Annotated in this window: 13 protein-coding genes; 5 read left to right on the top strand and 8 right to left on the bottom strand. The window is 52.3% G+C overall.

What is annotated here, in order from left to right; translation table 11 throughout:
* Positions 1-411 precede the first annotated feature (411 nt).
* The 4 genes from LOC67_RS01260 (at position 412) to LOC67_RS01245 (ending at position 10427) form a co-directional block, all read left to right on the top strand.
* Entirely contained in the window at positions 412-2226 is a 1815-nt protein-coding gene (locus tag LOC67_RS01260; RefSeq protein ID WP_230260609.1) for a glycosyltransferase, read from the top strand.
* Between the two features lie 17 nt (positions 2227-2243).
* The gene (locus LOC67_RS01255; protein ID WP_230260607.1) at positions 2244-4304 is read left to right on the top strand and encodes an ABC transporter ATP-binding protein; all 2061 of its coding nucleotides are present in this window, start codon (positions 2244-2246) and stop codon (positions 4302-4304) included.
* Positions 4305-4592: 288 nt separating this feature from the next.
* Entirely contained in the window at positions 4593-9074 is a 4482-nt protein-coding gene (locus tag LOC67_RS01250; RefSeq protein WP_230260605.1) for a bifunctional serine/threonine-protein kinase/formylglycine-generating enzyme family protein, read from the top strand.
* Positions 9075-9551: 477 nt separating this feature from the next.
* Positions 9552-10427, top strand: a complete 876-nt coding sequence (locus LOC67_RS01245; RefSeq protein WP_230260603.1) for a chemotaxis protein CheW — start codon at positions 9552-9554, stop codon at positions 10425-10427.
* A gap of 181 nt (positions 10428-10608) precedes the next feature.
* On the opposite strand, the gene LOC67_RS01240 is transcribed toward LOC67_RS01245, so the two are convergent.
* From LOC67_RS01240 to LOC67_RS01230, 3 genes are all read right to left on the bottom strand, one after another.
* Positions 10609-12039: a DUF1501 domain-containing protein gene (locus LOC67_RS01240; RefSeq protein ID WP_230260601.1), complete on the bottom strand. Its 1431-nt coding sequence runs from the start codon at positions 12037-12039 to the stop codon at positions 10609-10611.
* A gap of 136 nt (positions 12040-12175) precedes the next feature.
* On the bottom strand, positions 12176-15184 hold the full coding sequence (locus LOC67_RS01235; protein ID WP_230260599.1) for a PSD1 and planctomycete cytochrome C domain-containing protein: 3009 nt from the start codon (positions 15182-15184) through the stop codon (positions 12176-12178).
* A gap of 2 nt (positions 15185-15186) precedes the next feature.
* The gene (locus LOC67_RS01230; protein ID WP_230260598.1) at positions 15187-16167 is read right to left on the bottom strand and encodes an alkaline phosphatase family protein; all 981 of its coding nucleotides are present in this window, start codon (positions 16165-16167) and stop codon (positions 15187-15189) included.
* 179 nt (positions 16168-16346) lie between these two features.
* On the opposite strand from LOC67_RS01230, the gene LOC67_RS01225 reads away from it, so the two are divergent.
* A complete protein-coding gene (locus LOC67_RS01225; RefSeq protein WP_230260597.1) occupies positions 16347-16730 on the top strand; it encodes a hypothetical protein in 384 nt (127 codons plus the stop codon).
* A gap of 97 nt (positions 16731-16827) precedes the next feature.
* On the opposite strand, the gene LOC67_RS01220 is transcribed toward LOC67_RS01225, so the two are convergent.
* The 5 genes from LOC67_RS01220 to LOC67_RS01200 all read right to left on the bottom strand — a co-directional run bounded on the left by LOC67_RS01220 (position 16828) and on the right by LOC67_RS01200 (position 25427).
* On the bottom strand, positions 16828-18261 hold the full coding sequence (locus LOC67_RS01220) for an alginate export family protein (protein WP_230260596.1): 1434 nt from the start codon (positions 18259-18261) through the stop codon (positions 16828-16830).
* A gap of 371 nt (positions 18262-18632) precedes the next feature.
* Positions 18633-19547 (bottom strand): RnfABCDGE type electron transport complex subunit D, encoded by a 915-nt coding sequence (locus LOC67_RS01215; RefSeq protein ID WP_230260595.1) that lies wholly within the window; start codon positions 19545-19547, stop codon positions 18633-18635.
* Positions 19544-21325 (bottom strand): CRTAC1 family protein, encoded by a 1782-nt coding sequence (locus tag LOC67_RS01210; protein ID WP_230260594.1) that lies wholly within the window; start codon positions 21323-21325, stop codon positions 19544-19546. The genes LOC67_RS01215 and LOC67_RS01210 overlap by 4 nt, the downstream gene beginning before the upstream one ends.
* Positions 21326-21328: 3 nt before the next feature.
* A complete protein-coding gene (locus LOC67_RS01205; RefSeq protein ID WP_230260593.1) occupies positions 21329-24709 on the bottom strand; it encodes an FG-GAP-like repeat-containing protein in 3381 nt (1126 codons plus the stop codon).
* A 109-nt stretch (positions 24710-24818) separates the two neighbouring features.
* Entirely contained in the window at positions 24819-25427 is a 609-nt protein-coding gene (locus LOC67_RS01200; protein WP_230260592.1) for a hypothetical protein, read from the bottom strand.
* Position 25428 lies beyond the last annotated feature (1 nt).

The following is a 25428-nucleotide window of genomic DNA, read 5'->3' as shown; positions in this document are numbered from 1 at the left end:
ATCGGAGCGTCCTTTCGAGCCACGGTCCGCGACGCAACGTCGCACACAACCGATCGATCCTGCAGCTTCCCGTTTGGGGACAGGCCCCAGATTCCAGTTGGGGACAGGCCCCAAAACTTGATCTGCCAGCATTTCCGATCGACGCCAACTTATGATTTGATCGCAAACACTCAAAAGCTGCTGACTTTGGTGAGCCTTTAACGGCCCAGCCCTTCCGATTGGGGAGATTCTCTTGCGTCAACCGACCTTGTTCCGGTAAAGCTCGTGATGCAAATGGGTCGGCGGTCCGAAATGCACCGCAGATTGACTAACCAAACGATCTTTACACCCCTTTGCGGCATGACTAAAAACGCATGTTCCATGGAAATCGTCTGACGATTATTGGTGCGATTCGCGACAGGAAGAAGCAGGATGCTTTCATTTTCGATCATTACGCCGACCTTGGGTAAACGACGATTTCTCGTCGAGACTCTGGAAAGCGTCCGGCAATCTTCAGCTGATTTAAACGTCGAGCACCTGATTGTCATTCCTCCGCGATCTCCAGAGACCCCGATCAAATTCGATCTCGGTGAAGCCGATCTAGCTCGAAAGTTTATCGAGGCACCGTGCTCGGGCCCGGCTTCGGCTTACAACCATGGCTTCGATCAAGCGACAGGTGACCTGATCGGATGCATCGCCGATGATGACACCTATCACAACGACACGCTTCAACGTGTTCAAGCGATCTTCGAATCCGACCCCAGCATCGACGTTGTCTACGGCGGAATCGAGCAGATTGACGAAGACAGTGTCGCCTACCGAACACAGATTCCACGCAAGCTGACAGCATCGCGGATTCGCCGCAAATCTGACAGTTTCCAACCGAGCCTTTTCTTCCGCCGATCGGTTGTCGAAGAGATCGGCCAATTGGACGAAAGCTTGCAATGTCATAACTGGTACGATTTCATTCTCCGCGCCTACAAAGCCGGAAAGAAACTGCACTACGTTGCCGACTGCCTCGGTTGCAAACGACGCCACCGAGACAACACGCACTTTGGCAATATGGCGATCAGCTATCGGATCGCGAGAGCACAAGAACGCATCGAAGTTGTCAACAAACACTTCGGTTATGTCCACGCATCAGCAGCTTTAGAAGCCGGTCACTATCTTGCAGTGCAGCAAGGATATGACCCTCTGAAACCTGGATACGACGGAGCGATGCTTCGGTTGGCCGCGCAATCGGTCAAACAAATCGAATGCAAACCGAACTTGCTATCCACTCATGTTCGCGCCCAAGTCACTCGCTCGCTGAAATACCCACGCGAACTGACCCGCTACATGCCAACGTCGGTAGCGACTGGCGTTCGCGGTTTCTTTCGCAGTCGCTTGTTTCAGCTGAAGCAACACGAACCACGAGACTTTAGCGTTCAGAACGACGCTGCCTTGGATGCGACCGCGAAACAGCTGTCGATCGGTATCGTCACTCCAAACTTAAACACGGCTGAGTACCTGCAGCGGACGATCGAAAGCGTCGTCGGTCAAAATTTCCCGCGGCTTCAGTACGTCGTCCAAGATGGCGAATCGACTGACAACAGCGTCGACATCATTCGACAATTCGAATCGCAACTTCACTGCTGGGAATCTCGCCGTGATGGCGGACAAACGCAGGCGATCAACCGTGGGCTAAGCCATGTCGACACCGACATCATGGCCTACTTGAATTCCGATGACATCCTGCTGCCCGGTACGCTTTCGTTTGTCTCGGAATACTTCCGTCGCAATCCCAGCGTCGATGTGATCTATGGCCATCGATTGATCATCAACGAGAACGACAAAGAGATCGGCCGCTGGGTTTTGCCGCCGCACGACGATCACGCAATCATGTTTGCCGACTACATTCCTCAAGAAACCATGTTCTGGCGGAAACGGGCATGGGAAGCAGTCGAATGTACGCTTGACGAATCATTCCAGTTCGCAATGGACTGGGATCTAATCCTACGGTTCCGTGCCGCGGGGTTAAAGTTTGTTCGAGTCCCACGTTTCCTTGGTGCCTTTCGAGTGATCGAAACTCAAAAGACCCAAGTCCTCCTTGAAACGGTTGGTGCGACCGAAATGAATCGGCTTCGCCGACGTGTACTCGGACATGTTCCGACGACTCGTGAAATGCGGCGAGCGATTCGACCTTATCGGTTTCGGCAGTGGTTCCACCACCACGCGCAAACCTTATTGGAGACCACCCGAGGTTAGGTCACGAAGTAGTCGATATGAAACCATTCCTCCGCATCGCCAAAGGCATGGGCCGTTATCCAATGGCCCTCGCCGCGTCGATCCTTTGCTCACTTGCCGTCGCGATGCTTTGGGGCGGTAACATCGGTGCCGTCTATCCTGTCTTAGAAGTCTGCTTGAACGGCAAATCCGTCCAACAGTGGATTACCGACGACATCGCCGAAGCCGAAGAAGACATCGAGAAATACCAGGCCGAATTGAAGGCCCTGCCGGCTCCTGGTGACGCCGCTGCGACCGAGGAGATCGAGACGCAGCGTCAACACTTGAAGGATGACATCAGGTCTTGCGAAAATACGATTTCAAATCGTCTTCGCGTTCAGCCGTACGCCGATTACTTGCCCAAAGACCCGTTCCACACCGTTCTGGTTTTTATGGCGATCCTGCTGGCGGCAACGGCACTGAAAAACCTGTTCATCGTTGCCAACTTGGTGACCACGACTTGGGCAGTCCAAAAAACCACCTTGGATCTGCAGAACGAATACACCGAAAAGGTGCTCGCGCTGGACATGTCCGCGTATGACAAGTTTGGCACCAGCCAACTCGTCACGCACTTTACCGAATCGATCGAACACGTCAGCAAAGGTCTGCACGTTCTATTGGGTGCGTCCGTTCGCGAACCGCTGAAGATCATTGTCTGTGGTGTCGGTGCGTCGCTGATCAGTTGGCGTCTGATGCTTTTCACATTGATGATCGCGCCGCCGACGGCACTGCTGATTTCAACACTCAGTCGCAAGATTCGCCGGACGCTCAAAGCGCATGTCTCCGATTCGGTCCACCTCAACAGGTTGGTTTTTCAATCGGTGATGTCGCTACCCGCCATCCAGGCCTACGGTATGGAAAAGCCGATGGCTCATGAAGTCGACTTAGCTGGCGACGAACGGATGCGTCGATCGGTAAAGATTTCGTTCTGGATCGCAATGACCAAGCCGGTGACGGAACTTGCCGGAATCACCGCCGTCGCACTCTCGCTCGTTGCCGGTGCTTACTTGGTACTGAACCAACAAACGGACCTGCTCGGCATCCAAATGACAGATCGTCCGCTGACGATCTCACAGATGCTGGTCTTCTTCGGCATGATGGTCGGTATGAGCGACCCGGCCAGAAAGCTGACAGACGTTTATAGCAACCTCCAAATCGGCATCGCGGCGGCAGATCGTGTTGCAGAAATCTTGGACGAAAAGAGCCGCTTGGAGTTTGACGACACAAACAGCAACACCGCACTTGCGACTGCTGCTGCGTCCACCACCGCGCCCGAACCATTCGACCAACACGAACCACATCCCTTCAACGAAGGCAGAGTCGAATTTCGTGGGATCTCGTTCGGCTATCTTGCTGAACAATCGGTCCTCGACGAAGTCGAACTTTGTGTCGAACCCGGTGAAACAGTTTGCATCGTCGGTGCAAATGGCTGCGGAAAGTCAACACTCGCCAAGTTGCTGCTCCGCTTTTACGATCCACACGATGGACAAGTGCTGGTCGACGGTATCGACCTTGCCGAGGTCGATCCAAAAGTGGTTCGCCGCGCGATCAGTTTTGTCGCACAAACCCCCGCGATGATTGACGACACCGTCGCGGCAAACATCCGATTTGGTTCAGTCCATGCGTCGGACGAGCAAATCGTCGAAGCAGCGAAACTGGCTCGAGCTGAAGAGTTCATCGTTCACCTGTCCGATAAATACGACACCGAAGTCGGTTTCGACGGAAACCGACTCTCCGGCGGACAGAAACAACGAATCGCATTGGCTCGCGCCTTTCTACGCAATCCGGCAATTCTGATTCTCGATGAAGCGACCAATCAGATCGACCAGCACAGCGAACAAGTCATCTACGACGCATTGCGTGACTACGCTCGCGATCGGACTTGCATCTTCGTGTCGCACCGACCCGAAGTCTTTGATCTCTGCGACCGAATCGTGGTAATGGATCACGGCAAAGTAGTTGCCAGCGGGGCACCAGAAGCACTGCTGAAAACCTGCCCGCCGTTTGCGAAATTGTTCGCCGCCAACCTGGAATTGTTGACATCTCGACAGGCAGCTTAGCCTGTTCACCGACCTTCGCGCGAACACGCTAGTACTTCGTTCGAACTCGATTCTAGGATTAGCCGTATGGAGCCAGCTACGGTTTCAGTGCAATAACCGTGGCTAATGCCTTTCGGCTGATGAATCGAACTCGTATTTCCTATGGAACGAAACGCTAGACTTGCAGCCAAGGCAAGAACCGCTATTGGCCCCCCTCTATAATTAGAATGCAAAGCTACGTTAGCTTTGCAGGGCTACAATAGCGATGCTTTGACAGCGAACGCGTTCCGTCCACCCAGGTTGATGCAGATGACCGGCGACGAAAAGGCACCGGCCGATGCAACGGATCATCACTCGGGGCAGCCATCGGGCAAAGAGCTCCATCGCGATTCACCGAGTCCCGATCACAGTGATGTTGCGAAACACAGTGATGTTTCGAAACACAGTGATCTTGCAAAAACACGCGAAGATCTTGTTGCCTCCGGAGGCATACGGGCAGCTATTGATGATGGCGAGCCCCGCACGGTCGATGGCAGCGACGATTTCGAAACGGACGAACTGATCAGTGACTCCGAAGCGAGAACGTTCCTTTCGTCTGCACCGCAAATCGACCGTTATCGGGTCGAACATCGTTTGGCGTCAGGTGGCTTCGGGAATGTATTCCTCGCGACCGACACTCAACTGAAACGCCGCGTCGCGATCAAGATTCCACATCAAGAACGGATGTCAAAGTCGTTCGATGTCGAACGCTTTTTGGAAGAAGCCCGAACGATCGCAAGCCTTGATCATCCCGGTGTCGTACCGATTTACGATTTCGGGAAGCTTCACGATCGCTACTACATCGTGTCGAGGTTTATTGATGGCCAGACCCTAGGGCAATGGATTCAAGAACCTCATCGAGGAAGCCAGAAAGTCGAGATCCTGCGCGATGTTGCTGAGACTCTGGACTTTATTCACCGGGCCGGGGTTGTTCACCGCGACATAAAACCTGCGAACCTGCTTCTCGACGACCAACAGCGATGCTTTATCACCGACTTTGGTTTGGCACTTCAGACCGATATGCCTACCCGTCGCGCAGGGAAAATCGGCACCTACGCGTACATGAGCCCTGAACAGGCGCGGGGTGAGAATCACCTGATCGACCGACGCTCTGATTTGTTCAGCCTTGGCGTTGTGATGTACGAAGTGCTCTGTGGCACGCTACCGTTCAGCGGGGATTCGCCAGATCAGACGCTTCGCATGATCTGCAATTCTCAACCCGAATCACTAAGAACACACGATCGACAGATACCCAAAGAACTCGAGCGTATCTGCCTGCGGCTGCTCAGCAAGCGTGCGACATCGCGTTATCAAAGCGCTGCCACCGTTGCAGAAGACCTTGCCTGGGTCCTGCAAAGTGATCAGTCAGACGAGTCGTGGACCTTGCAAGTCGCACGCGGAACCAAATCGCGAAGGCGAGATTTCCCTAGCAGCGGCGAACGCCTATCCAACAGCAGTGACAAGCTACTTGATATCGTCCCACGTGGACTGCGAGCTTTTGATCAGCAAGATGCGGACTACTTCACCAAGTTACTGCCGGGACCGTATGAACGCGATGGGCTGCCCGAAAGCATTGCCTTTTGGAAAAGCCGCATCGAACCGCCGAACGAGGCGATTCCGTTTCGCGTCGGCGTGATCTATGGCAAATCGGGATCGGGCAAGTCTTCGTTTATCCGAGCTGGTTTGCTCCCACGACTTCCAAACTCTGTCATCGTTTGCTTTGTCAGCGCGACTTCTGAGAACACCGATCAGCAAATCTTATTTTCCCTCCGCCAACAGATCCCATCACTGCCCAACTCGCTATCGGTTGTTGAAGCGATCGAGTGGATCCGCAAAGCGTTCAATGGTGGCGAGTTTGAAGGCAAGAAACTGCTGCTGGTGATCGACCAATTCGAGCAGTGGCTCCATGCCTACGCCGGCAAGTCCAACACTCCGCTGGCACTCGCCTTGCGTCAATGTGATGGCGAACACGTGCAATGCATCCTGTTGGTCCGTGACGACTTTTGGATCGGTGTAAGCTGCCTTGCCGACGAAGTGGAGATTGAACTTACGCGAAGCCAAAACTTGGCGATGATCGACCTGTTCGATAAACGTCACGCCCGTCGGGTCTTGGCCGAATATGGATGCAGCTTTGCGCGACTTCCAGACCAGATGACATCACTGTCATCGGATCAATCTCGGTTTCTTGATGACGCAATTGAAGGACTGGCTGTCGAAGGAAAAATCGTCCCGGTTCAACTGGCAACGTTTGCTGAGATCATGAAAGGTCGCCCTTGGACGACCAAATCATTGCAGCAAATCGGTGGCATCGACGGTGTCGGAATCAAGTTCCTTGATGAATCGTTTGGCGAAACCGCTCCGGCAGATCGACAAGTCCACATGAAGGCCATCAAAGGAATTTTGGCAGCGATGCTTCCTGAGACCGGAAGCGATATAAAAGGTGCTACCAAAAGCGAACACGAACTGCTTGAGCTTTCTGGATATCGCGATGACCCGCGACGCTTTTCCGAGTTATTAAAGATCCTCGACAACGACCTGCACTTAATCACGCCATCGGATTCGAAGTTACAGACCGATGGCGAAGTCCGGCAATTTCAGCTCACCCATGACTATCTAGTTCCCTCCATTCGCGGCTGGCTAACACGCGATCTGAGGTCGACTTTGCGTGGCAGAATCATGCTTAGCCTCGCCGATCGCGCCGAAGCCTGGAATGCAAAAAAGGAGAAACGCCAGCTTCCGTCTTGGCCCGAATGGCTACTGACGATCTCGTTCACCAAGCGTTCTCATTGGAACGAAAAACAGCAGCGAATGATGCATGTCGCAACCAAGCGGCATATCACGCAAAGCATGTTCGCCTGCGGACTACTGTCGATCTTGTGTTTGATCGCGTTTGGATGGATGAATCGTTCACGCAGCTATGCGCTGGCGGAACAATTGCGGACTGCGAACGCGGACGAAACAGCTAACATTCTTGATCAGCTACAGAGTTATCGCTACTGGGGACTACCGCGTCTAAAAGAGATGACCTTGAGCCATCCGGTAACGACTCGTGCAGGAGTCTACTTGCGTCTTGGAATCTTGAGACTGAACGATTCAAATCCCACCGTGGTCGAGCAAGTGGTCTCCGCCGTTCCAAGCCTTGACCGAAAAAGCCTCGTCATCGCACTTGATGAGCTACGCCGGATGCCGATCGACCGTTCGCATATCCAGCAATGGTGGAACTTCGCTCTAGATCGTCAAAAAGAACCGTACGAGACCATCAATGCGATTATCGCATTAACGGCATTCTCAGAGAAGGAAAGCCTGTGGGACGAACACAAAGCTTCATTTGCAGAAACGCTCCTTGAACACCTCCGTTTTCACCCTGACGAACAATCCTTGATCGTCAACCAAGTTTCGCTTCACGGGCAGGACCTATTTGATCCGCTTCACCAAATTTACGTTCAAAACGGCGAAACCCCGCTGGGCCTTCAAGCACGTAGCCTGCTACTGACGATCTGGGCGAACGATGTCGATCGTATGATTGATGTCTACCTCGATTCGAATTTTGAAACGATGCTTCCTGCGGCGCACCGACTGGATGAATTTGAAGAAACGGCTTCAATCCCCAAGTTGCATTCAACAATCCATGATGAACATATTTCGATTGATAGCCGACAAGCGAATGCGGCTGCATATCTTTTCCATAAACAGAATTTTGAAACACTCCTCCGTTTACTTGGCCACAGTTCAAACCCCAACGGCCGATCGCAAATCATCGAACGAACAGCGTTACTGAACACCTCCCCCGGCTATATCGACAAACTTTTCGCTTCATCGAAAGATCCCTCTATTGAAGCCGCGTTGTTGCTGCTGCTCGGATCACTCGACACAGAACGTTTGTCAGAATCTGAACTTGAACAGGCAATCGATCGCTGTCGAAAACAATTCGTCTCGTCCAAATCACCCGAAGTGCACAGTGCCGCATGGTGGGCCCTCCGAAAGCTCGACGGAAAATCCAACTGGCTTCATGAACAGGTTGCCGAGCTGGCTGGCAAAAAGGCACCACTGGATCAGAAATGGTCAATCAACCAACACAAGCAAACATTCATCCGCTTCGATTGGCCAGGACTGTCGTTGGATGTCGGGGCCTGCGAGGTCACAAAAGCCGACTTTGCCGCATTCAACCGAGAACACCCAACTGGCAAGAGCGATAACACCCAGTATCACCGGCGATTGCCAGATGACCATTGCCCCGCGATCTTGATCGATTGGTATGCCGCGACGAAGTACTGTCGATGGTTGACCGAACAGGAGGGACTCGATGAAGATGACCAATGTTATCCGGCGAGCGAAGAGGAGCTCGATAGCATCGGGATCTATCCGGACTATAAAAATCGCCGTGGCTATCGTTTGCTTTTCCCAGACGAATGGACTCGTTGCTGTTTCGGAGATGCGACAACAACTTTTGGATGGGGCGACGACGCGGAACTATTAAAAGTTTATGGTTCGATCCCCAATCAATATCAAATCCAAACGCCAGTCGATTCGATGAAGCCTCTACCCACCGGAATGTTCGGCATGTATGGCGGCGTACGTGAATGGTGCATCTCCCGTGGTCACCGCAATGATCAACAGCCAATTCGCGGTGGTGACATCGATGACTCCGTTCAAGACAGAATCCGACTCAGTCGAAGCGGCGCCGACTCAAAGAAGCTGCACTATTTCTCAGTAGGCTTTCGTATCTGCCGTGCCTCAGACTTTCAGCCATGACTGAAAGGATGGTTGATAGACTTCCGAGATGCTTCGCGTCTGATTGTCCGGGGCGGTTGGACGAAGGCTACATTTAGCTCGGCAACGGACCAACTCGTGGATTCTGGGTATTGCTAAAAACCTTTAGCGAATTTGATTCACCAGCTGGGTTCAGACGTTTTACCGTCGTTTCGTTCAGATGAACTGATCAGATTCGGTCGATCGCGAACCTTGAATCAATGAACATGACCAGCGTGACCCCACAGCCGAACCACGTTTTTGGATCATGACCGGTTATCACCGTGAGGGTTTGCCTTCAGCCTGCCAGATTACTTCTTAGCAAGTTGTATAGTCAGATATCTGGATGGTTGTGTCATTGATACGTCTGTTGTGAACGGATTTCCAACCATCGACTGACACAGAAGGCTGACCAAACACTGGCATCGGGGAATTAGGCTCAAATGCCAGGTTGCCCTCAAAACTAGGCAGAACTTGACAATGATCGGATTGAACGGCACCTGTGCAAACCCATTGCTAATCTGCAAGGTTGGTGGTGAATCGTATGCGATTCAAGTCGATTGTGTACTTGAACTACTCGCGCTTCAGAAGCTGAACATCACGCCATTGCCAGGGATGCCGTCCCATGTTGAAGGGATGATCAACCTTCGCGGGCAAACTTTGTGTGTGCAGAACATCCGCACCATGTTCGGCATGACTAGCCTGAAGAATGAAAACGATGCGATCATCGAAATGCTCGAAGAACGCAAGCGTGACCATATTTTCTGGTTGGATCAACTCGACGCCTCCGTCCACCAAGGAACGGAATTTCAACTTGCGACCGATCCACACGAGTGCAAGTTTGGAAAGTGGTACGACCAGTTGTTGGCCGACCCAGAAGAAATGAACCGTTTCGCCCGCGACCAAATCGCCTTGGTCGATATCATGTCGCGATTCAACGGGCCTCACCAACGCATTCATGCCATCGCGGAAAAAGTTACTGCCCTAGTAGCCAAAGGCGACACCGAGAAGGCCAATGCCATCATCGAGCACGCCAAAGCGAACGATCTGCAAGAGCTTCTGGAACTTTTCTCGAATGCTTGCGACCTGGTCCAGCGTTTTCATATCGGCGTTGTCGTAGTCGTTGAACGAGACAACAAGCGAGCCGGACTGGTTGTCGACAGCGTCTGTGATGTAAAAGAATTCCAGAAAGACAACTACCTTCCGCACAACTTGCTGGGGGGTGATGACTGGATCCAAGGCTTTGTTCAAGACGAAGAAACCAAAGACCTGATCCAGGTTATCCGGTTGGACATGATTTCGGGTTTCGCACGAGAAAAATCTTTCGCAGCCGAAGAGCTGGCCGCGGTCAACTAGCAACTGACCGGCGTCCTCACCGTGAAGCCGTCACCGCGTCCCTGCGAATCCGGTTTTAACTTAGCGGCCTGTAGATTCTCAGGTTTGATCTCTACAAGACCTGCTTTCTACTTCACAAAACCAGCGGTAAAGAATGCCACCTTCAAGGAGTGAAGGGCGACAATTTAATATCGATAGGTTGCTAGACCATCTCGCTGATGACATGTCCGTGCACGTCGGTCAGTCGGCGTTCGATCCCGTTGTTCTTAACTGTCAGTTTGGTGTGATCGATGCCCAACTGATGTAGGATTGTTGCGTAGATGTCATAGACTTGGGTTGGGCTTTGCTGGTCCAGTGGGCGAAAGCCCCATTCATCCGACTCGCCGTAAGTCCCCGGCTTGATCCCACCGCCACAGAGCCAATTGGTGAAAACAAACGGATTGTGATCGCGTCCATGGCTACCTTGCGAACAAGGCATTCTGCCAAATTCGGTCGTCCACAATATTAAAGTGTCTTTCAGGAGATCACGCTGCTTCAGATCTTCAATCAGTGCCGCGGCACCCTTTGCCATCCCCATCGCCAATGGCTCGTGATCTCGCTTGATGTTTTCATGTGAATCCCAATTACGTCGCGGAAAACCGTTGTCATTGCCGCTCCAGATTTGCACGAACCGGACGCCACGTTCCAACAAACGTCGAGCGATCAGACATTTGCGGCCAAAAAATTCAGTCTCGGCTTTGACGTTGATCTCTTGGTCATTCACTCCCGGCCCCTCTTTTGCCAAACCGTACATGTCGTGGATGTACTGCGGTTCGTCATTGAGATCCAACGCATCGCTGGCACTCAACTGCATCCTAGCGGCCAGCTCGTAGGACTTCACTCGAGCTTGCAAACGGTTATCACCGATGCGCTGTGCCGCGTGTTCGGTATTCAATCGGTTCAAGACAGCCAGCCCATCTCGGTCGCTTTCACGATTGATGAATTCACTTTTCGGGGCAAAGAGATTGGCAATCGGATCGTCGCTGCCAACACGAATTTGCGTCCCTTGAAATTCAGCCGGTAAGAATGCCGGCGACCAATTCTTTGCCCCGTTCGATGCAAGACCACGATGATCTGGAAGCACGACAAAGGAAGGCAAGTTTTCCGTTTCACTGCCCAGGGCGTATGAAATCCAGGATCCTGCACTTGGAAATCCGGTAAAGCTAAATCCGGTCGTCTGCAACAAAGTCCCCTGACTATGAACTCCGGTCTTTCCGATCACGTTGTGAACAAAAGCGATGTCGTCGACAACCTTCCCCAGCGGACGCACGATCTCACTGAGGTGCTTGCCTTGTTCGCCATAGCGATCAAACGACCAAGGGCTTGCTAGGCAGGCACCCGGCATGCTTTGGAACAGCTCAACCTTTTCGCCAGGATCCCAAGGCTGACCATGTCGCTGCTTCAACAACGGTTTAAAGTCAAAAAGATCGACGTGGCTGGCAGCCCCTGCCATGAACAGCTGAACCACACGCTTCGCTTTTGGAGGATGATGCAATCTCTCTGTGAGCACGCCATCTCGTGCTAGTAGATCGCCCAATGCCAACCCAGCGAACGCCCCTCCCATTGTGCCCAACAGTTGTCGTCGATGAATCATGAATGCCCTCTAGTGCTTCGTTCCATATAAGAATACGGGTTTGGTTCATCAGCCCACGGGCGTTAGCCCCGGTTATTGCACTGAAACCGTGGCCAACGCCATACGGCTAGTCCTAAAATCGAGTTGAAACGAAGCACTAGTCCAGATACAGAAACGCATTCAGATTGAAAATCACACGTGCCAAACTCGCTTCTCCGTGACGCCGTAAATGACTTTGCAATTCAGTCAGTTCAAAGTCAGACGGTTCACGTCCAAGTGCGCAACGACAGGCGTCTCGCACACGTTGTTCATTCGTCGGTGATCGCTTCCGAAGCTGCTCGCCAAATTGCTCAGCAATGAACTCAACCAAGCGATCGTTCCAATATGTCAATGCCTGCAATGCCGTTGTCGATTCGTCTCGCCGCGGAATACTGATCGAAGGATCGGCACAGTCCAGCGTCGTCAGCATTGGCTGCGGTTGAGAGCGGACAATAAAACGATACACACTGCGTCGATGTGAAGTGGGATCGTCGAGGTCATGCAGTTCGTATTCGTAGTGAGGTGAATGCTCGGGCTTCTCGACTACAAAATCACGAAAACTCGGGCCTCCCATCTTAAGATCAAGTATCCCTGCGATCTGGTAAAGCGAATCGCGGAACTCTTCTGCGGTCAGTCGCCGTCGATTGAAACGCCAATAGTACGCATTCTCCGCATCGATTCCCTGCATTGCCGGATCAATGCGACTGGACCGTTGATACGCATCACTGGACACCAGCAATCGCACGATAGACTTGATTGAATGGTTAGGATCATCCCGCATTTTCGCAGCGAGGTAGTCCAACAACTCGGGATGGGTTGGCTGTTGACCGCTTCTTCCAAAGTCATTCGATGTCCCCACGATCGGAGCCCCGAAAGTCCATCCCCAAATTCGATTGACAATCGATCGCCAAACCAGTGGATTGTCATCCTGCGTTAGGTACCGTGCGAGCCTCAAGCGGGCCTCTCCCTCATCCCACGCTCCATTTTCAAAGAACGGCAGCCGTTCTCCGCCCCACATCGAAGGCACGCCCGGTGTCATTGCCTCGGCAGGACTCTTTAGATCACCACGCCGCAGCAAATGAATTGGGCGAGGCTTTCCATTGGTTGCTTTGAACTGACCTCCGCCGGGAAACACCGTTGATGCCGCATAGACGAACTGCCCCTCGGGGATGTGATTGAGCTGAACCTTTCGCTTCTCAATCGACTGATTCAAACCGGCAATCGTTTCCAGAGATTCCTTCGAACGAAACTTCCTTACCAGCTGCTCACGTTTGATCCGGAGCTGCTGCAATTGAGCCTCTGCTGATTCATCGGTTAGTTCTTTGTAGTAGATGCCGTCGACCAAGTTAGACTTTGACCAACGCACTGGGGCTTCGATACTATCTTTGGCCGTCACCTGAGCCCCTTTCGCGACGTTGTTCCCACCGGCAAGAACTTTGATTTCTGCCAATGCAAAAATAAAATCGTCACGACGTTCGCGCAATTTTGTCGCCGTAATCCGAATCGATCGAATCGCCTTTAAGTCAGCTTCGATTGATAACGTCGTGCATCCAGGATTGTCCTGATCTCGATCGGATGCATCGAGCAACAACGCAGGGCGATTGTCGAATGATCCGTCTACGGATGCTTCGACACGATAGCGAACAGGGAATCCAAATCCTGCACCGATATCAGCGTACTGGTCGAATGCTGGAAAGATCTGTATTTCATCAATGGCAAACGGCTTGTCGAAATCGATCTGCACCCATTTTTCAACCTCGCTTTCCGACTCGATCTGGCTGTGGTATCCGAAATGAGGGTGCTGCGGCTCGCTTGATCCGAAACGTAGCTTCAGCTCGCTGATTTGTTCATCGATCGATTGAGTCTGCCGTGCGATCGCTTCATTTTGCTCGCGGCGTAACGAATCGCGTTCGTGCTCCAATTCATCGATCTGCGCAATCAACCGATCTTTCTGTTGCTGCTGCTCATTGGACAGACCTGCATAAACACGATCGGCTCGGTCAACAGCCGCAAAGACCGCATGCAGTCGGTAGTAGTCCTCCATCCGAATCGGATCAAATTTATGGTGGTGACACTGGGCACACTGCACTGTCGTGCTTTGAAAAACGTTGAACACCGCCGCAATCATTTCGTCGCGATCCAGGTGCTTGGCAATCCGTCCATCAAGCTTTGATTCGCCGACCTCCCAGTGGCTGATAAAATCCCATGGCCCGGCTGCCAAAAAGCCTAGCCCCAGCACGCCCTCCGGATCATTCTTGAACAGCACATCGCCGGCAACCTGCTCCTGAACGAAACGGTCGTAAGGCTTATCGTTGTTGAACGCGCGAATCACATAATCGCGATAAGGCCATGCGTTTTGACGAGGCTTATCTTTGTCGAATCCGTGGGTTTCGGCATAGCGAGCGACATCAAGCCAATGCTGGGCAAACTTCTCACCGAACCGCTCCGATGATAAGAGGCGATCGACGAGCGTCTCCCAAGCCGAGCGAGAACTGACTGACCAATCTTGTATGAAGGACTCGACTTCATCTGGCGTCGGTGCCAACCCAGTCAAATCGTACGTCAATCGCCGTATCAATACTGCTGGAGAAGCTCGCTCGACCGGCTGCAAACCTTTGATTCGCAATGCACGATCAATAAACGCGTCAACAGGATTGACGCTGGCATGATCGAAATCCCCGTTGCCATCGGGAGCGTCTGTGTTTTGAATCGGCTTTAGCGACCACCAATCTCGATCAGTCACCTCGAATGGCTGAAGCGTTATCGATGGGGTCCACGTCGCACCTTGTGAAATCCACTCTCGCAAAATCGCGATTTCGTCATCGTTCAACGGGGCCGCATCTTGCGGCATCTCAGCTTTCCCGTCGACGGGTGTCACTAGCTCGATGAGATAACTGTCTTGCGGGTTTCCCGGATCAACAAACCCAGAGTCTTCCAAATGTAAAGCGTTCGACAGTGAAAAGTCGCCTTTGCTCAGTCCGTCGTTGTGACAATCGAGACATCGTCGCTGCAATAACGGAGCGACTTTGTCGACAAAGAAATCGTCTGCGGCTATGAAATCCCAACCGATAAAATTCCAGCCGACAAACAGCGTTACCAAGGTTAATACGAAACGGAACTGCAGCATTGTTAGGGAACCGCTTTGGAGGACGACACGTTCTCTAGTCCGACTGGCCTACCATCCAACTTCCATTCCGGCTTGATCCTAACGCCAAGATGTGACAATGCGGTGGCCGTCACGTCAACGACATAAGTTTGTTCCTTGATTGCTCCCTTCCGTGCGGCTTGCCCACTGACGACCAGAAACGTTGTATTGATCTCGGGAACATCGTGTCCATCGCCATGACTGACTCCACGACCGCCATGATCCGTTGAAATGACAACCAACCAATTCTCGCTTTGATAGTTTGGACGCGACCTTACCGCATCAACCAAACGACCGATCTGTGTGTCAACCTTTTCGATCGCCGAGATGTAAGCAGGAACCGAGGGGTGAAAACCGTTGTGGTGCCCGGTTTCATCGATCGCACCAAGATAAACGACCACCGCATGCGGATCCGACTCGGAAAGATACTGACAAGCATCCACGGTTATCGTTTCGTCTTTTTCGGCGTAGTCATCTGCACCTTCGGCCGGATATACCTTTTGGACATCGGCGTCCGAAACGATGTACTGGTCAATCGGTTCCCAGTCTACAAACGATGCCGTCGTCGCCCCTGGAAATTGACTCTTCACACGATTGAACAGATGAGGGAACGCTTCGTAGTTCCGGCCTTCGAATGAGTTGTCATCGACACCGTGCTTGTCAGCCCAAACACCTGTCAAAAAGCTTGACCATCCAGGACCGCTGACGGTGTTGTTGCCACGGTATCGCTGACCAAGAATTTTTGTCCCGTCGCTGAATGCCCCGTCCTGAATCAGCCGATCGATCGCTGGAGTCTTGGCGGCTTTCAATGCGTCCGCCCGGGTACCGTCGATCCCAATCACAAGCACTCGAGATGCGGGAGAATCACCCGCATCGCTGGGATGACCCCAAGCACAAACGACGGCAAAGACAAGGAAACAGAATCGTGTTTTCACGGCGACGAACTCTTGCTGGTAGCGGAACATTGGTATCCGACATTCTAGTCGATTCGAACAACCGGTCGCTCTTCGCTATGGAACAACAGCACCCGCAAAACCCAAACAATCCGTCGTGCGTTTCGAAAACGCGTGGCAAGACTTCGCATTCGCGCAGTTCGCAACCTAGATTTCCCAAACGGGTGCCCATCGAGCCAACAGGTGCGAAAATGAACTATCTAGAAGAGCTTCGTGAAATCGTTTTGGCCGATCGGAAGATCTCGCCCGCCGAAGTCACTTTGATCGAACGCAACCTTGTCGCCGACAAGAAGTTGGACATCGACGATGTTAAGTTTCTTGTCGAATTGATGAAGAACGCCGACGAGATCTGCCCTGAATTTGATGCCATCCTATTTCCCTGCGTCAGAAGCGTCATCTTAGAAGACGGCGAAGTCTCTCGCGAAGAAGCTATTCTTCTGATGGAACTGCTGTGCAGCGGCGACTCGATCCGCCAGAGCGAACGCAACCTGATCGATGGCATTTTTCAGCAAAGCGAAGATCGATCACCCGAGTTCACGCGTTTGTACGAAGCCGTCTTTGGCTCACACACCTAGTCGCCCAGGCAAGCACTGAACACGGACCGCCAAACAGATCTGCCAAGCAAACCTATCGGCGGTCCTTGACCGTTTCCTTAGCCCTGCGGTGACTTCATTACCAACGTTGCTGGAAGATCAGATACAACGCTTCGGCATTGCTATCTTGGTTGGCGTTGGCGGTCGCTTCTAGATACTTCCCGCCGAACAGCTTGTTGTAGCTGACCAGAATATCTGAATAGCGCGTCAGATGAAAATTTAAGACCAAGTCGATTTCGTCACCAACGTTGTTCCCTGCGGCACCCGTCGGATCATGTCGGTAGGCCACTCCGCCGGCGTTATAGAGCGCGTCGCGTTCTTCGGCCAAATAGAAGTGATGGTATTGCAACCACATCGTGGTCCACTTGTTCGGGTACAGATACAAATGGGCGTTTAGATCATGGATGTTCTGCCTGCCGATCAAGTCCATCCAGCCAAAGTAATAGTGCCCGAATGGGAATTGCTGATTGAAGGTATGCGCATCACCTGAACTCAGGTCGTTGTCTCCGCTGGCATAATCGTAGTACATCCAAAATGTCGGCGACCATGGTGCGTCCGGACAACCTTTTCCAAAGCCGACGGTGCCCATCCCAGCGACCAAGTCTCGATCGGCTTGGCGACCGAATTGCATCGCACCTTCGATGTCCCACATGAATCCGTCTTGATTGCCGGACCAACGAGATCCGACGGTGTGAGTCTGGAAAGGTGCACGGCCGATCCCCAGCTGTGACACCGTATTTTCGTTGTCATAGAACAAATAATAGAGGTCTTTTGAACTTCCTTTTTTCGAATGATCGTTCCACCATAATCCGGCGAACGTCTGCTGGTCGTCGGCGGAATCGAACTCGCTCGCTTGAGGTGGGACGTACTTAGTCCAAAACGCGTCGACGTCAGTCTCCTTGCCGTGCCGGAACATGCGAAAACCGTCAAATGAATGTCGCTTGTTGGCCCATGGCAAGGGAGTGACCATTCGCTGCGACCCAAATAACAATTCTTGCCGACCGCCGCGAACATAAACTGACTCACCGCCAAGCTCGCCAAGTTTCAAATCTACGAACAGATCCAAAATGTCTCCCCTGTCCACGTCTGGAGGAACAGGCGAAAGTTCTTCATCAAAGCTGTCTGCCCAGACATACTCGCCATAAACTCGCAGCGACTCGCCAAACCAAAAGTCAGCATATTGTCGAACATGAGCGAGCGTAAAATCGTTGTTCGCAGCTTGCAAACGACTGTTGGTTTCGTTGGTGTAGCGAACCCAAAACTCTCCGCCCGTGCTCAGAAGCAATCGCTCTGACAGGTGCAGTCGCTTCAATCGCTCGACCGCTGTCCATTGGCAGTTCGGGACAGATTCCACGTATCGCCAGTCCGCATCGAAAAACGGCCAGGCATTGATGGCGAAAGGAGCGTATCCCGATTTGGGAGGCTTCTCCAGACGATTTCCCATCAGCGTGTCCAACGCGCTGTAGTACCCTGGCCCCTTTGGTGGAATCGGCACAATGCCTGGTTTCGGCATCGGATGGATTGTTCCAGGATACAACGACCAATCGATTTGGTCCCGGCAATAGCAGGCCGAACGTGCGTGGCCAGCCACAACGACGTCACTGGCGTCACCTAAAACTGAACTCGTTGCTAAATCATCAACGATTTGAGAATCATGAAGAACGGTTGGTTCATCTGCCTCAACATTTGAAACTGCAGATGTGGTGGCCAGCGCCACCAACAGGGCCAGTCCTTGCCCTTTGGCACGAGCGATGTGCATCGATACGCCTCTTTGCGCAAAACATGTTCATGGACAACGTTTTGCTCAACCCTTGCGGGGGTGTATCGTCATATCACGATCGCTCCGATACCCAAATCTTTGGCACGGTCAATGACTTCTGCCTGTTAATGACAGTCGGACGCACAATCGGCAAGGTTTACCTGCCCTTCAGCACGACCAACCTTAGCCTTCGATTGCTCCATCTGCATTTCGATCATCAACGCGATCGGGCCAACGATAAACAATGCATAGTACGGTGCATGAATCACTTCAGCGAGTCGCAAAACCATTTCGACCAATGCGACGGAAAAAGCGACTAAACATTGCCCGCGTTTCGTTCGCACGGTTGTTTTCGGATCTGTGATCATGAAGAACACGAACAGCTGATACATCGGTCCTGTCAGTGGCGCGACATTCGCAAGAAACGGACTGTCTGTAAACCAACTTCTCGCGCCGGCTAACGCGACAAATGAAACCACATAAGTCAAACAGATGTGAAAACGCTTCAAGCGACGAATGATCATCGCCCCAAGTCCCCAGACGACAATCATCGGCCAAAGCGTATTGCCCCACTGAATACTTAAACTGGCGACCGCAGCGGGATACAGAAACAGCATCGCGCTAACACCGAAATTCGATGGGTTCCATAGATGTCGATCATTCCGACGCAGCACGTACTTGGACATGATCGATATCGCCGCGCACATCGCGTATGGCCAAATGAATGGCGAACGAATCAGAATGCCAACACTGATTCCGGAGATATACGCACTCGCCAAATGTGGAAACTTCCCAAGGAACAATCGTCCGAGCACCAGTTCAGTTGCGACCGCAACGGCGATCGCCATCAATGTCCGTGACCAGCTTTCGAGAAAGCCAAAGCTCAACTGTCCCACCAGCAGAATACTGGTGATCAAAAGTGGCGCCATGAAGCGATTTTCAAGTGTCAACCAGTCACGCCAAGTCTTCGCCTTGACCGAAAGATTGTCGCAACCTGCTTCGATTTCACCGGTCAATTCAGATGGATTGGTAGTGTTCATTTAGGTTCCTCGATCAAATGAAGTTTGTCGATTGCCGGGGACTGAATCGTCTGCTCGTTTCCGCTTGGCCAACGGACCACGATACGATCCACGGCCGTGGCACTTCCTAGTCCAAAATGAAGGCGACTTTGGTTCTGCGCCGAATATCCACTCGCTGCGACGCGTTCCTGCAGTTGCTGCTGACCGTCCCAAAAAACTCGCACCTGCGCACCGATCGCATTTCGGTTACTGACCGTTCCCTTTAACTCGATTGCGATCCAGTGACGATCGGAACTGATCGTATTTTGGTACAGCAAAGCTCGATCACACTGATTTGCAACGACGATATCGAGCGTGCCTTGATTTCGGAAATCGGCGAGTGCAACGGCACGTCCGTCGTATCGATCGGTGACCCCGACCCACTGCGCGACATCACGGAACTTTCCGGCACCATCGTTCAGCCACACCCGCTTAGATTGGTAGCCCGCCAAACTGCGTCCTTGCATGTCAGGCCAATTCATCGCGTCCGAAATGATTTGCTCGTGGCCGCCTGTGATTTGTGAAAAGTCGTACCAGTAGCTGGTTCCACGATCGCCGGAAACATAGCCATTGGTGACATACAGATCGGTAAACCCGTCGTTGTTCAGATCTCCAAACTGTGCACCAAAGCTCCACCCACCGATTTCGACTCCCATGACCGATGCGAGGTTTTGGAATTTGAATGTCCCATCGCTGGCTGGAAACCACAGATTGTTTCCCTGCAGCAAAACGCCCTCTTCGGAGATGTTGCTTTCGTAGATCGAAAACCGCCCGTCGTTCAACACATCTCCGATCGCCGCATTCATTCCACTCTTCGGCGAATACCCAACACCGGCTTCTTTGCCGACCTCACGAAACCTCTTCCCCGATTCGTTGACATAGATTTCCGAAACGCCATAGTCGTTTGCAAGAAACAAATCAGCGAAGCTATCGCCGTTCAAATCGGCCGCGATCACCGCAAGGGTCCAACGCTTACTATCAAGCCCAACTTCCTTGGTGACGTCCTCGAATCCACCTTGCCGATTGTTTCGCAGAAGCCACTTGCCTCCACCGTTGTCGGCGTACTCGAAACTCTCGGGCATGATCCGCGTGTCACGCAGTTCTTCTAACTGAACCTCGTTCGGCCAATAGCCTGCCAAGAACAAATCGATATACCCATCCCGATCGTAGTCCAGCCAAGTTGCCGAACCAATGTTCGCCCATTGTGGAAGCGATTCGGTTTGATCAATCGGCTCAAATCTTTTTCCTTGATGATTTTTCAAGATGATTTGCTTGCCCCATTTGTAGACCAGCACGTCATCGAATCCGTCATTATCGATATCGCCCCAAACCGAACCCATGCAAGCACCGGTTCCGGGAACATTCAGATCGGCAAGCCCCAACTGCTCCGCAATCTCGTCGAACGTTCCGTCACCTTTGTTGCGAAAGAAACAGTTCTTCGTATCCGGTGCACTGGATGTCAAATAAAAATCTAGCCAGCCATCGCGATCCACATCGACCACCGAAACGCTCGCCCCCATTGCCGCGACCTGCGGACCGATGTGGTCCAATCGGGCATCGATTTTTGGAGGTTGATGAACGAAATCGACTCCGACATCCGACGCAACTTCACGCAGCGAGAATCCGTATCGTTGAAGGCGACTGTCCTGGGAGACGACTTCATGCCCGATCTCGCTTGTCTGCTTGTCCGCCCAACGAAAATACGCGGCGGGCCCAAACAACAACCCGGCGAATGCGAATGCTAAAAATGAACGTGACATGGATTACTCGCCCTGGAACTGACTAGAGGGAACGACGCGATCCTTCTGAGACTTGAAGAATGGCTTTGATGACACGTAGCGTGTGTGGAATCGACGCCAGTCATCGGAATGTTTTAGATAGACAGGATCTTTCATCAGTCCTGTAGCTGGTCCTTGGTAGTCGACATCGTGATGCCGTGGCAAAGGCCCCACGGTTGTCGAAAATGACGTGTTGAAGTCTCCGTCCTTCACCCATCCGTCGCCGATCAAGATAAAGTCTCGCTTGCGTTCGTTATCAATTCCTTTGACGGGCTTGTACGCGAACTGCAATCGCATCTCATCTCCCGCGTTCATGATCACATAGCGATCGTCGGTTTGGGCGAGCAATTCGGCGACATCACCGTAGCGGGTATAGAATCCTTTCAAGTCCATCCAGATCGGCTCAACACGGTCGACTGTATAGGTCGGGGTGTCTGGACGGCGACGATCGATTGGTTCCAATACCGAATACCCACGATGTGCCAGATCAGATTTCACCAAAGGCAAATCTGTTTCAGAAACATCGTCATCTCGAATACGAACCGACCAACGCAACGAGTCCCAATAGATCTCCATATTGGTCCGCAACCGGTATGTCGATGCCGTCGCAATTTCTTGACCATGCATCGGGATGATCACATCCTTGTGCTTCCCCGCTGGAAAACCGATTTGATCATTGACGATTTCCCATGATCCGTCTGGTAGCTGCCGCTCCAGAACTAATCCGTATGGAGCGACACCAGGATTCTGTGCAATCGCGACATTCAATGAGCTGTCGGTCGGATAGATCCAACCATGCGCCACAATGAACAGTTCATCTGCGTCGGAGGCTTCGCTAGGAAACTGGAATTCCACCCAGTGGTCATCCGCAACGCCCTGGTATTTCCCAAGTTTAAAACCGTCGACGTAGATCTCATCATTTTCGGCTAGCAGAGCCGCAACGTCTGCTCCATTTTCATCGCGGACTCTTTGCATCGGCGTTGGTGGCGATCCGACAAAGATTTCACGAGTCGGCTCTTGCTGTGGAGCGAATCGCTCATCAACAAAGACTTCGGTGTCAATCGAATGGTCGACCGCAACAAGTGCGACAGAATCAAAGAAGTGTGTCTCCCAAAGCTCCGCGGTGATCCGAATCTCATAGCGTCCATCACGTTCGCATAAAACGCTGCCGGGAAGCTTGATCCGGTCTTCGGTTTGAGTCACGCCGGCAGTGTCCTGTGCGTTGATTTTCAACCCCAGAGGCGAACGCCAAAGAAAGTCTTTTACGAACTGGAACTCATCTCCGTTATCCGTGAACACCCAAGGACATGAACCTTTGAGTCGCTGCGATGCGACGGTTTGCCCATTCCGTTCGAGTCCGAATTCGGCTTGGCTTGTTCCATTGGGCCATATCAATCGGGCGACATCGACTTGTGAGTGATCGCCTAACCCAAAGTGCACTCGCGAAGACTCAATCACTTTGGTCTGAATTGTGTTACCCGCACGAACTTCGACATGTCCTCCGATGCCAAACGAATTGATGCGTTTGTCACCGGCGGCCGTATTCGCGCGAGGGCTGATGTCATGCCAACGATAGTTCGCTGAGCTTTTGTTGATGGCCAGCTGTGGTTGCCCATCACTCATACCGATCAAGTCGAGCAATCCATCGCAATCCACGTCAACCACGGACGTCAGTTGCTGCACCCCAACCTCGACCGAATGCCAACTTGATCGATCATCTTGCAACCAAACCACGCTCTGCCAAGCGGCGCTGATGACTAAATCGATCGCGCCGTTATTGTCGATATCCTCGACGGTTAAAAACGCATTGGAAATCGAATCGCCTTCGGTGGGCAGTCGAATGGCTTTCGGCAGAACATCAGTAGCCTTCCAGGATTGACCGTCGAATTGAAGACTCCTGATGCCACCGTTTTGATCCAAAGCGATGATTTCAAAAATGCCATCGCGGTTCAGATCAGCAACTGTAATGGCAATGGAGGAAAACCGCTTTAGCCCTTCAAAAGCCGTCGATTCAAATTTTCCGCCACGCTGATTGGACCACAGATGCAACTGGCCATCTTTATCGAGACTGACGAAATCCAAGTCACCATCGCGATCGAAATCGATTTCCTTCAGCGACGTCACTGACTTAAACGCCGCAAACGACGGATCGGATTGAAAACCGACCGCACCGTTGTTCAGGAAACATTGCAACGATCCGGAATGGTCGCTTAGCATAAGATCCAAATCGCCATCCGCCTCGACATCACTACACCACACTGATTTCCAAGGTCGGCTGAACAGTTCATCGTTCAGTTCGGCCCGTCCAAAGCCATCCTTATCCGCTAGGTATAGGTTCGTCCCCTCTGAACCGACGCAAATTAGGTCATTTTCAAAGTCATCGTTCATGTCCGCCCATGCCACACATGCCAGACTTTCGTTTGGCGTGTATCCTGGAAAGGGCAGCGCGGCCGACCCCTGAACGTGCATCGTCTCCCCAGAAAGCGACAAAAGGGTTGAGCATCGCTTTCCGGGTTGATTCACGCCCAATAACAGATCGAGCCGCGCTGCTTTTCCGGGAGACTGATCAATGGCAAAACGAAGCTTCACGTCTGCTGGCGAAGCTTCTGCAGGCGGCATTGCCATTGCGATAAATGAACGGACCGGAGTTCCAACGGCGGTGACCGAGAGGATCCCCAATTCATCAAGACTTCGCTGATAAGCCACCGATGGCTTGGATAAGTTTTCAAAAAATGTCAGCGAAACCGCGGCCTGCCGAAAGTTCCCTTCCCCCGCCGCAGTCATCGCTTGATCGAGTTGCTTGAGCTGCGGGTCAGTCCATTTCGATCGGTCCTGGTTCAAAAATTCAATGGAGGATTGCAGCGAGTCTATATCCGGAATGGTGGCGGCTAACCGAGCCGATTCGCAGCGGACTCGCAAATTCTGTGGATGCGTTTTCAAGATTCCTTCCAGCAATCTCAAACACTCGCTATCAGCCGATTCGCTATTCATCTGGCCAAGCAGCAGACTCAAATTAAAAGCCACACGGATATTCTGCGGCCACTGCTGATTCAGTTTCCGCAGCACGTTGATCGCTGACCCAATGTCTCCAGATGATTCCAGGAACTGAGCTTTCAACCGCAGCACCTCGCGTGACTCTGGGGCCCTCTGCAACGCTTCGTTAAGTGCCAACTCTGCAGCTTGCAGGTCGTTAAGACGCAATTTTGCGACTGCAAGATTGGCCCATAGCGCGGGCTCGCTTGGTTCAGTTTTGACAAGCTCGTCGAGGACTCGCGCCGCTCGCTCGTTCTCCTCGACATCAAGCGCGGCAAGACTGACAAAGAAGCCTGCCGTAACGGTTTCCGTTGGCACTCGTCGATTCGGCATCCGTGCGAAACGATTCCAGCTGATCATGACGACTACGATTAGCATGGCAACAACGACCATCCCGCCAATCATCCAACGCCACCGATTCATAGCGGTTCCTGATTTCTTACTATTCACAATCAATCACCGTCCCGGTGTTCGGCAGATTGTCAGACGGCACATGATCCACTTCACTGAACTGGTCGTCATTCATGTGCCGTACTCGCCTTGCGATCGCGACGCACCAAACGCCGCCGATCAATGCGAACGGAAACAAATAAATTGCCAGATCCCAAGGCCCGTACCCGGGTGGAGTCGACTCGACAACCGACACCAATTCGCTGGAGCTCCCGTCGGGCCGTATAACGCGGATTCCGACATTCCAATGGTCTTGCCGATCAAAGAATGGTTTCGACAAGAACTGCAAACTTCCCTTTAACTTCTGGCGATCAATCGGGACGCTCACCTTGGGCAGTCGGCTATCAATAGGCTCGACCCAAAGCTGAACTTCAGGAACAACCGAAGGCATCTCTCCCGATTCCGATTCGACAATGACGAAGAAGCGAGCCTCGCCAATATCGGGATCAGCCCAGACCGAAACTGAATAACCCGCAACCGGCTGATCAAGCTCTAGAGGAAACGGCGGTCCTTCGTGGGCAGTCGCTTTCGATGCAAACGAACAAGCGATCAACAACACTGCGTTGCGAAGCAGACTTCCTTTCAATTTGTAAATAGTCATT

It is taken from the genome of Stieleria sp. JC731, assembly GCF_020966635.1.
Classification (GTDB): Bacteria; Planctomycetota; Planctomycetia; order Pirellulales; family Pirellulaceae; genus Stieleria.
The sequence above is the reverse complement of the archived record's forward strand: the minus strand, read 5'-3'. Positions and strand labels throughout refer to the sequence as shown.

What these genes read in the sequence shown, in the direction of transcription:
- LOC67_RS01260 (WP_230260609.1), top strand. Translation starts at nt 412, where the DNA reads ATGCTTTCATTTTCGATCATTACGCCGACCTTGGGTAAACGACGATTT.
- LOC67_RS01245 (WP_230260603.1), top strand. Translation starts at nt 9,552, where the DNA reads ATGATCGGATTGAACGGCACCTGTGCAAACCCATTGCTAATCTGCAAG.
- LOC67_RS01215 (WP_230260595.1), bottom strand. Translation starts at nt 19,547, where the DNA reads ATGAACACTACCAATCCATCTGAATTGACCGGTGAAATCGAAGCAGGT.
- LOC67_RS01230 (WP_230260598.1), bottom strand. Translation starts at nt 16,167, where the DNA reads ATGTTCCGCTACCAGCAAGAGTTCGTCGCCGTGAAAACACGATTCTGT.
- LOC67_RS01220 (WP_230260596.1), bottom strand. Translation starts at nt 18,261, where the DNA reads ATGCCGAAACCAGGCATTGTGCCGATTCCACCAAAGGGGCCAGGGTAC.
- LOC67_RS01200 (WP_230260592.1), bottom strand. Translation starts at nt 25,427, where the DNA reads ATGACTATTTACAAATTGAAAGGAAGTCTGCTTCGCAACGCAGTGTTG.
- LOC67_RS01255 (WP_230260607.1), top strand. Translation starts at nt 2,244, where the DNA reads ATGAAACCATTCCTCCGCATCGCCAAAGGCATGGGCCGTTATCCAATG.
- LOC67_RS01240 (WP_230260601.1), bottom strand. Translation starts at nt 12,039, where the DNA reads ATGATTCATCGACGACAACTGTTGGGCACAATGGGAGGGGCGTTCGCT.
- LOC67_RS01210 (WP_230260594.1), bottom strand. Translation starts at nt 21,325, where the DNA reads ATGTCACGTTCATTTTTAGCATTCGCATTCGCCGGGTTGTTGTTTGGG.
- LOC67_RS01235 (WP_230260599.1), bottom strand. Translation starts at nt 15,184, where the DNA reads ATGCTGCAGTTCCGTTTCGTATTAACCTTGGTAACGCTGTTTGTCGGC.
- LOC67_RS01225 (WP_230260597.1), top strand. Translation starts at nt 16,347, where the DNA reads ATGAACTATCTAGAAGAGCTTCGTGAAATCGTTTTGGCCGATCGGAAG.
- LOC67_RS01250 (WP_230260605.1), top strand. Translation starts at nt 4,593, where the DNA reads ATGACCGGCGACGAAAAGGCACCGGCCGATGCAACGGATCATCACTCG.
- LOC67_RS01205 (WP_230260593.1), bottom strand. Translation starts at nt 24,709, where the DNA reads ATGCCGAATCGACGAGTGCCAACGGAAACCGTTACGGCAGGCTTCTTT.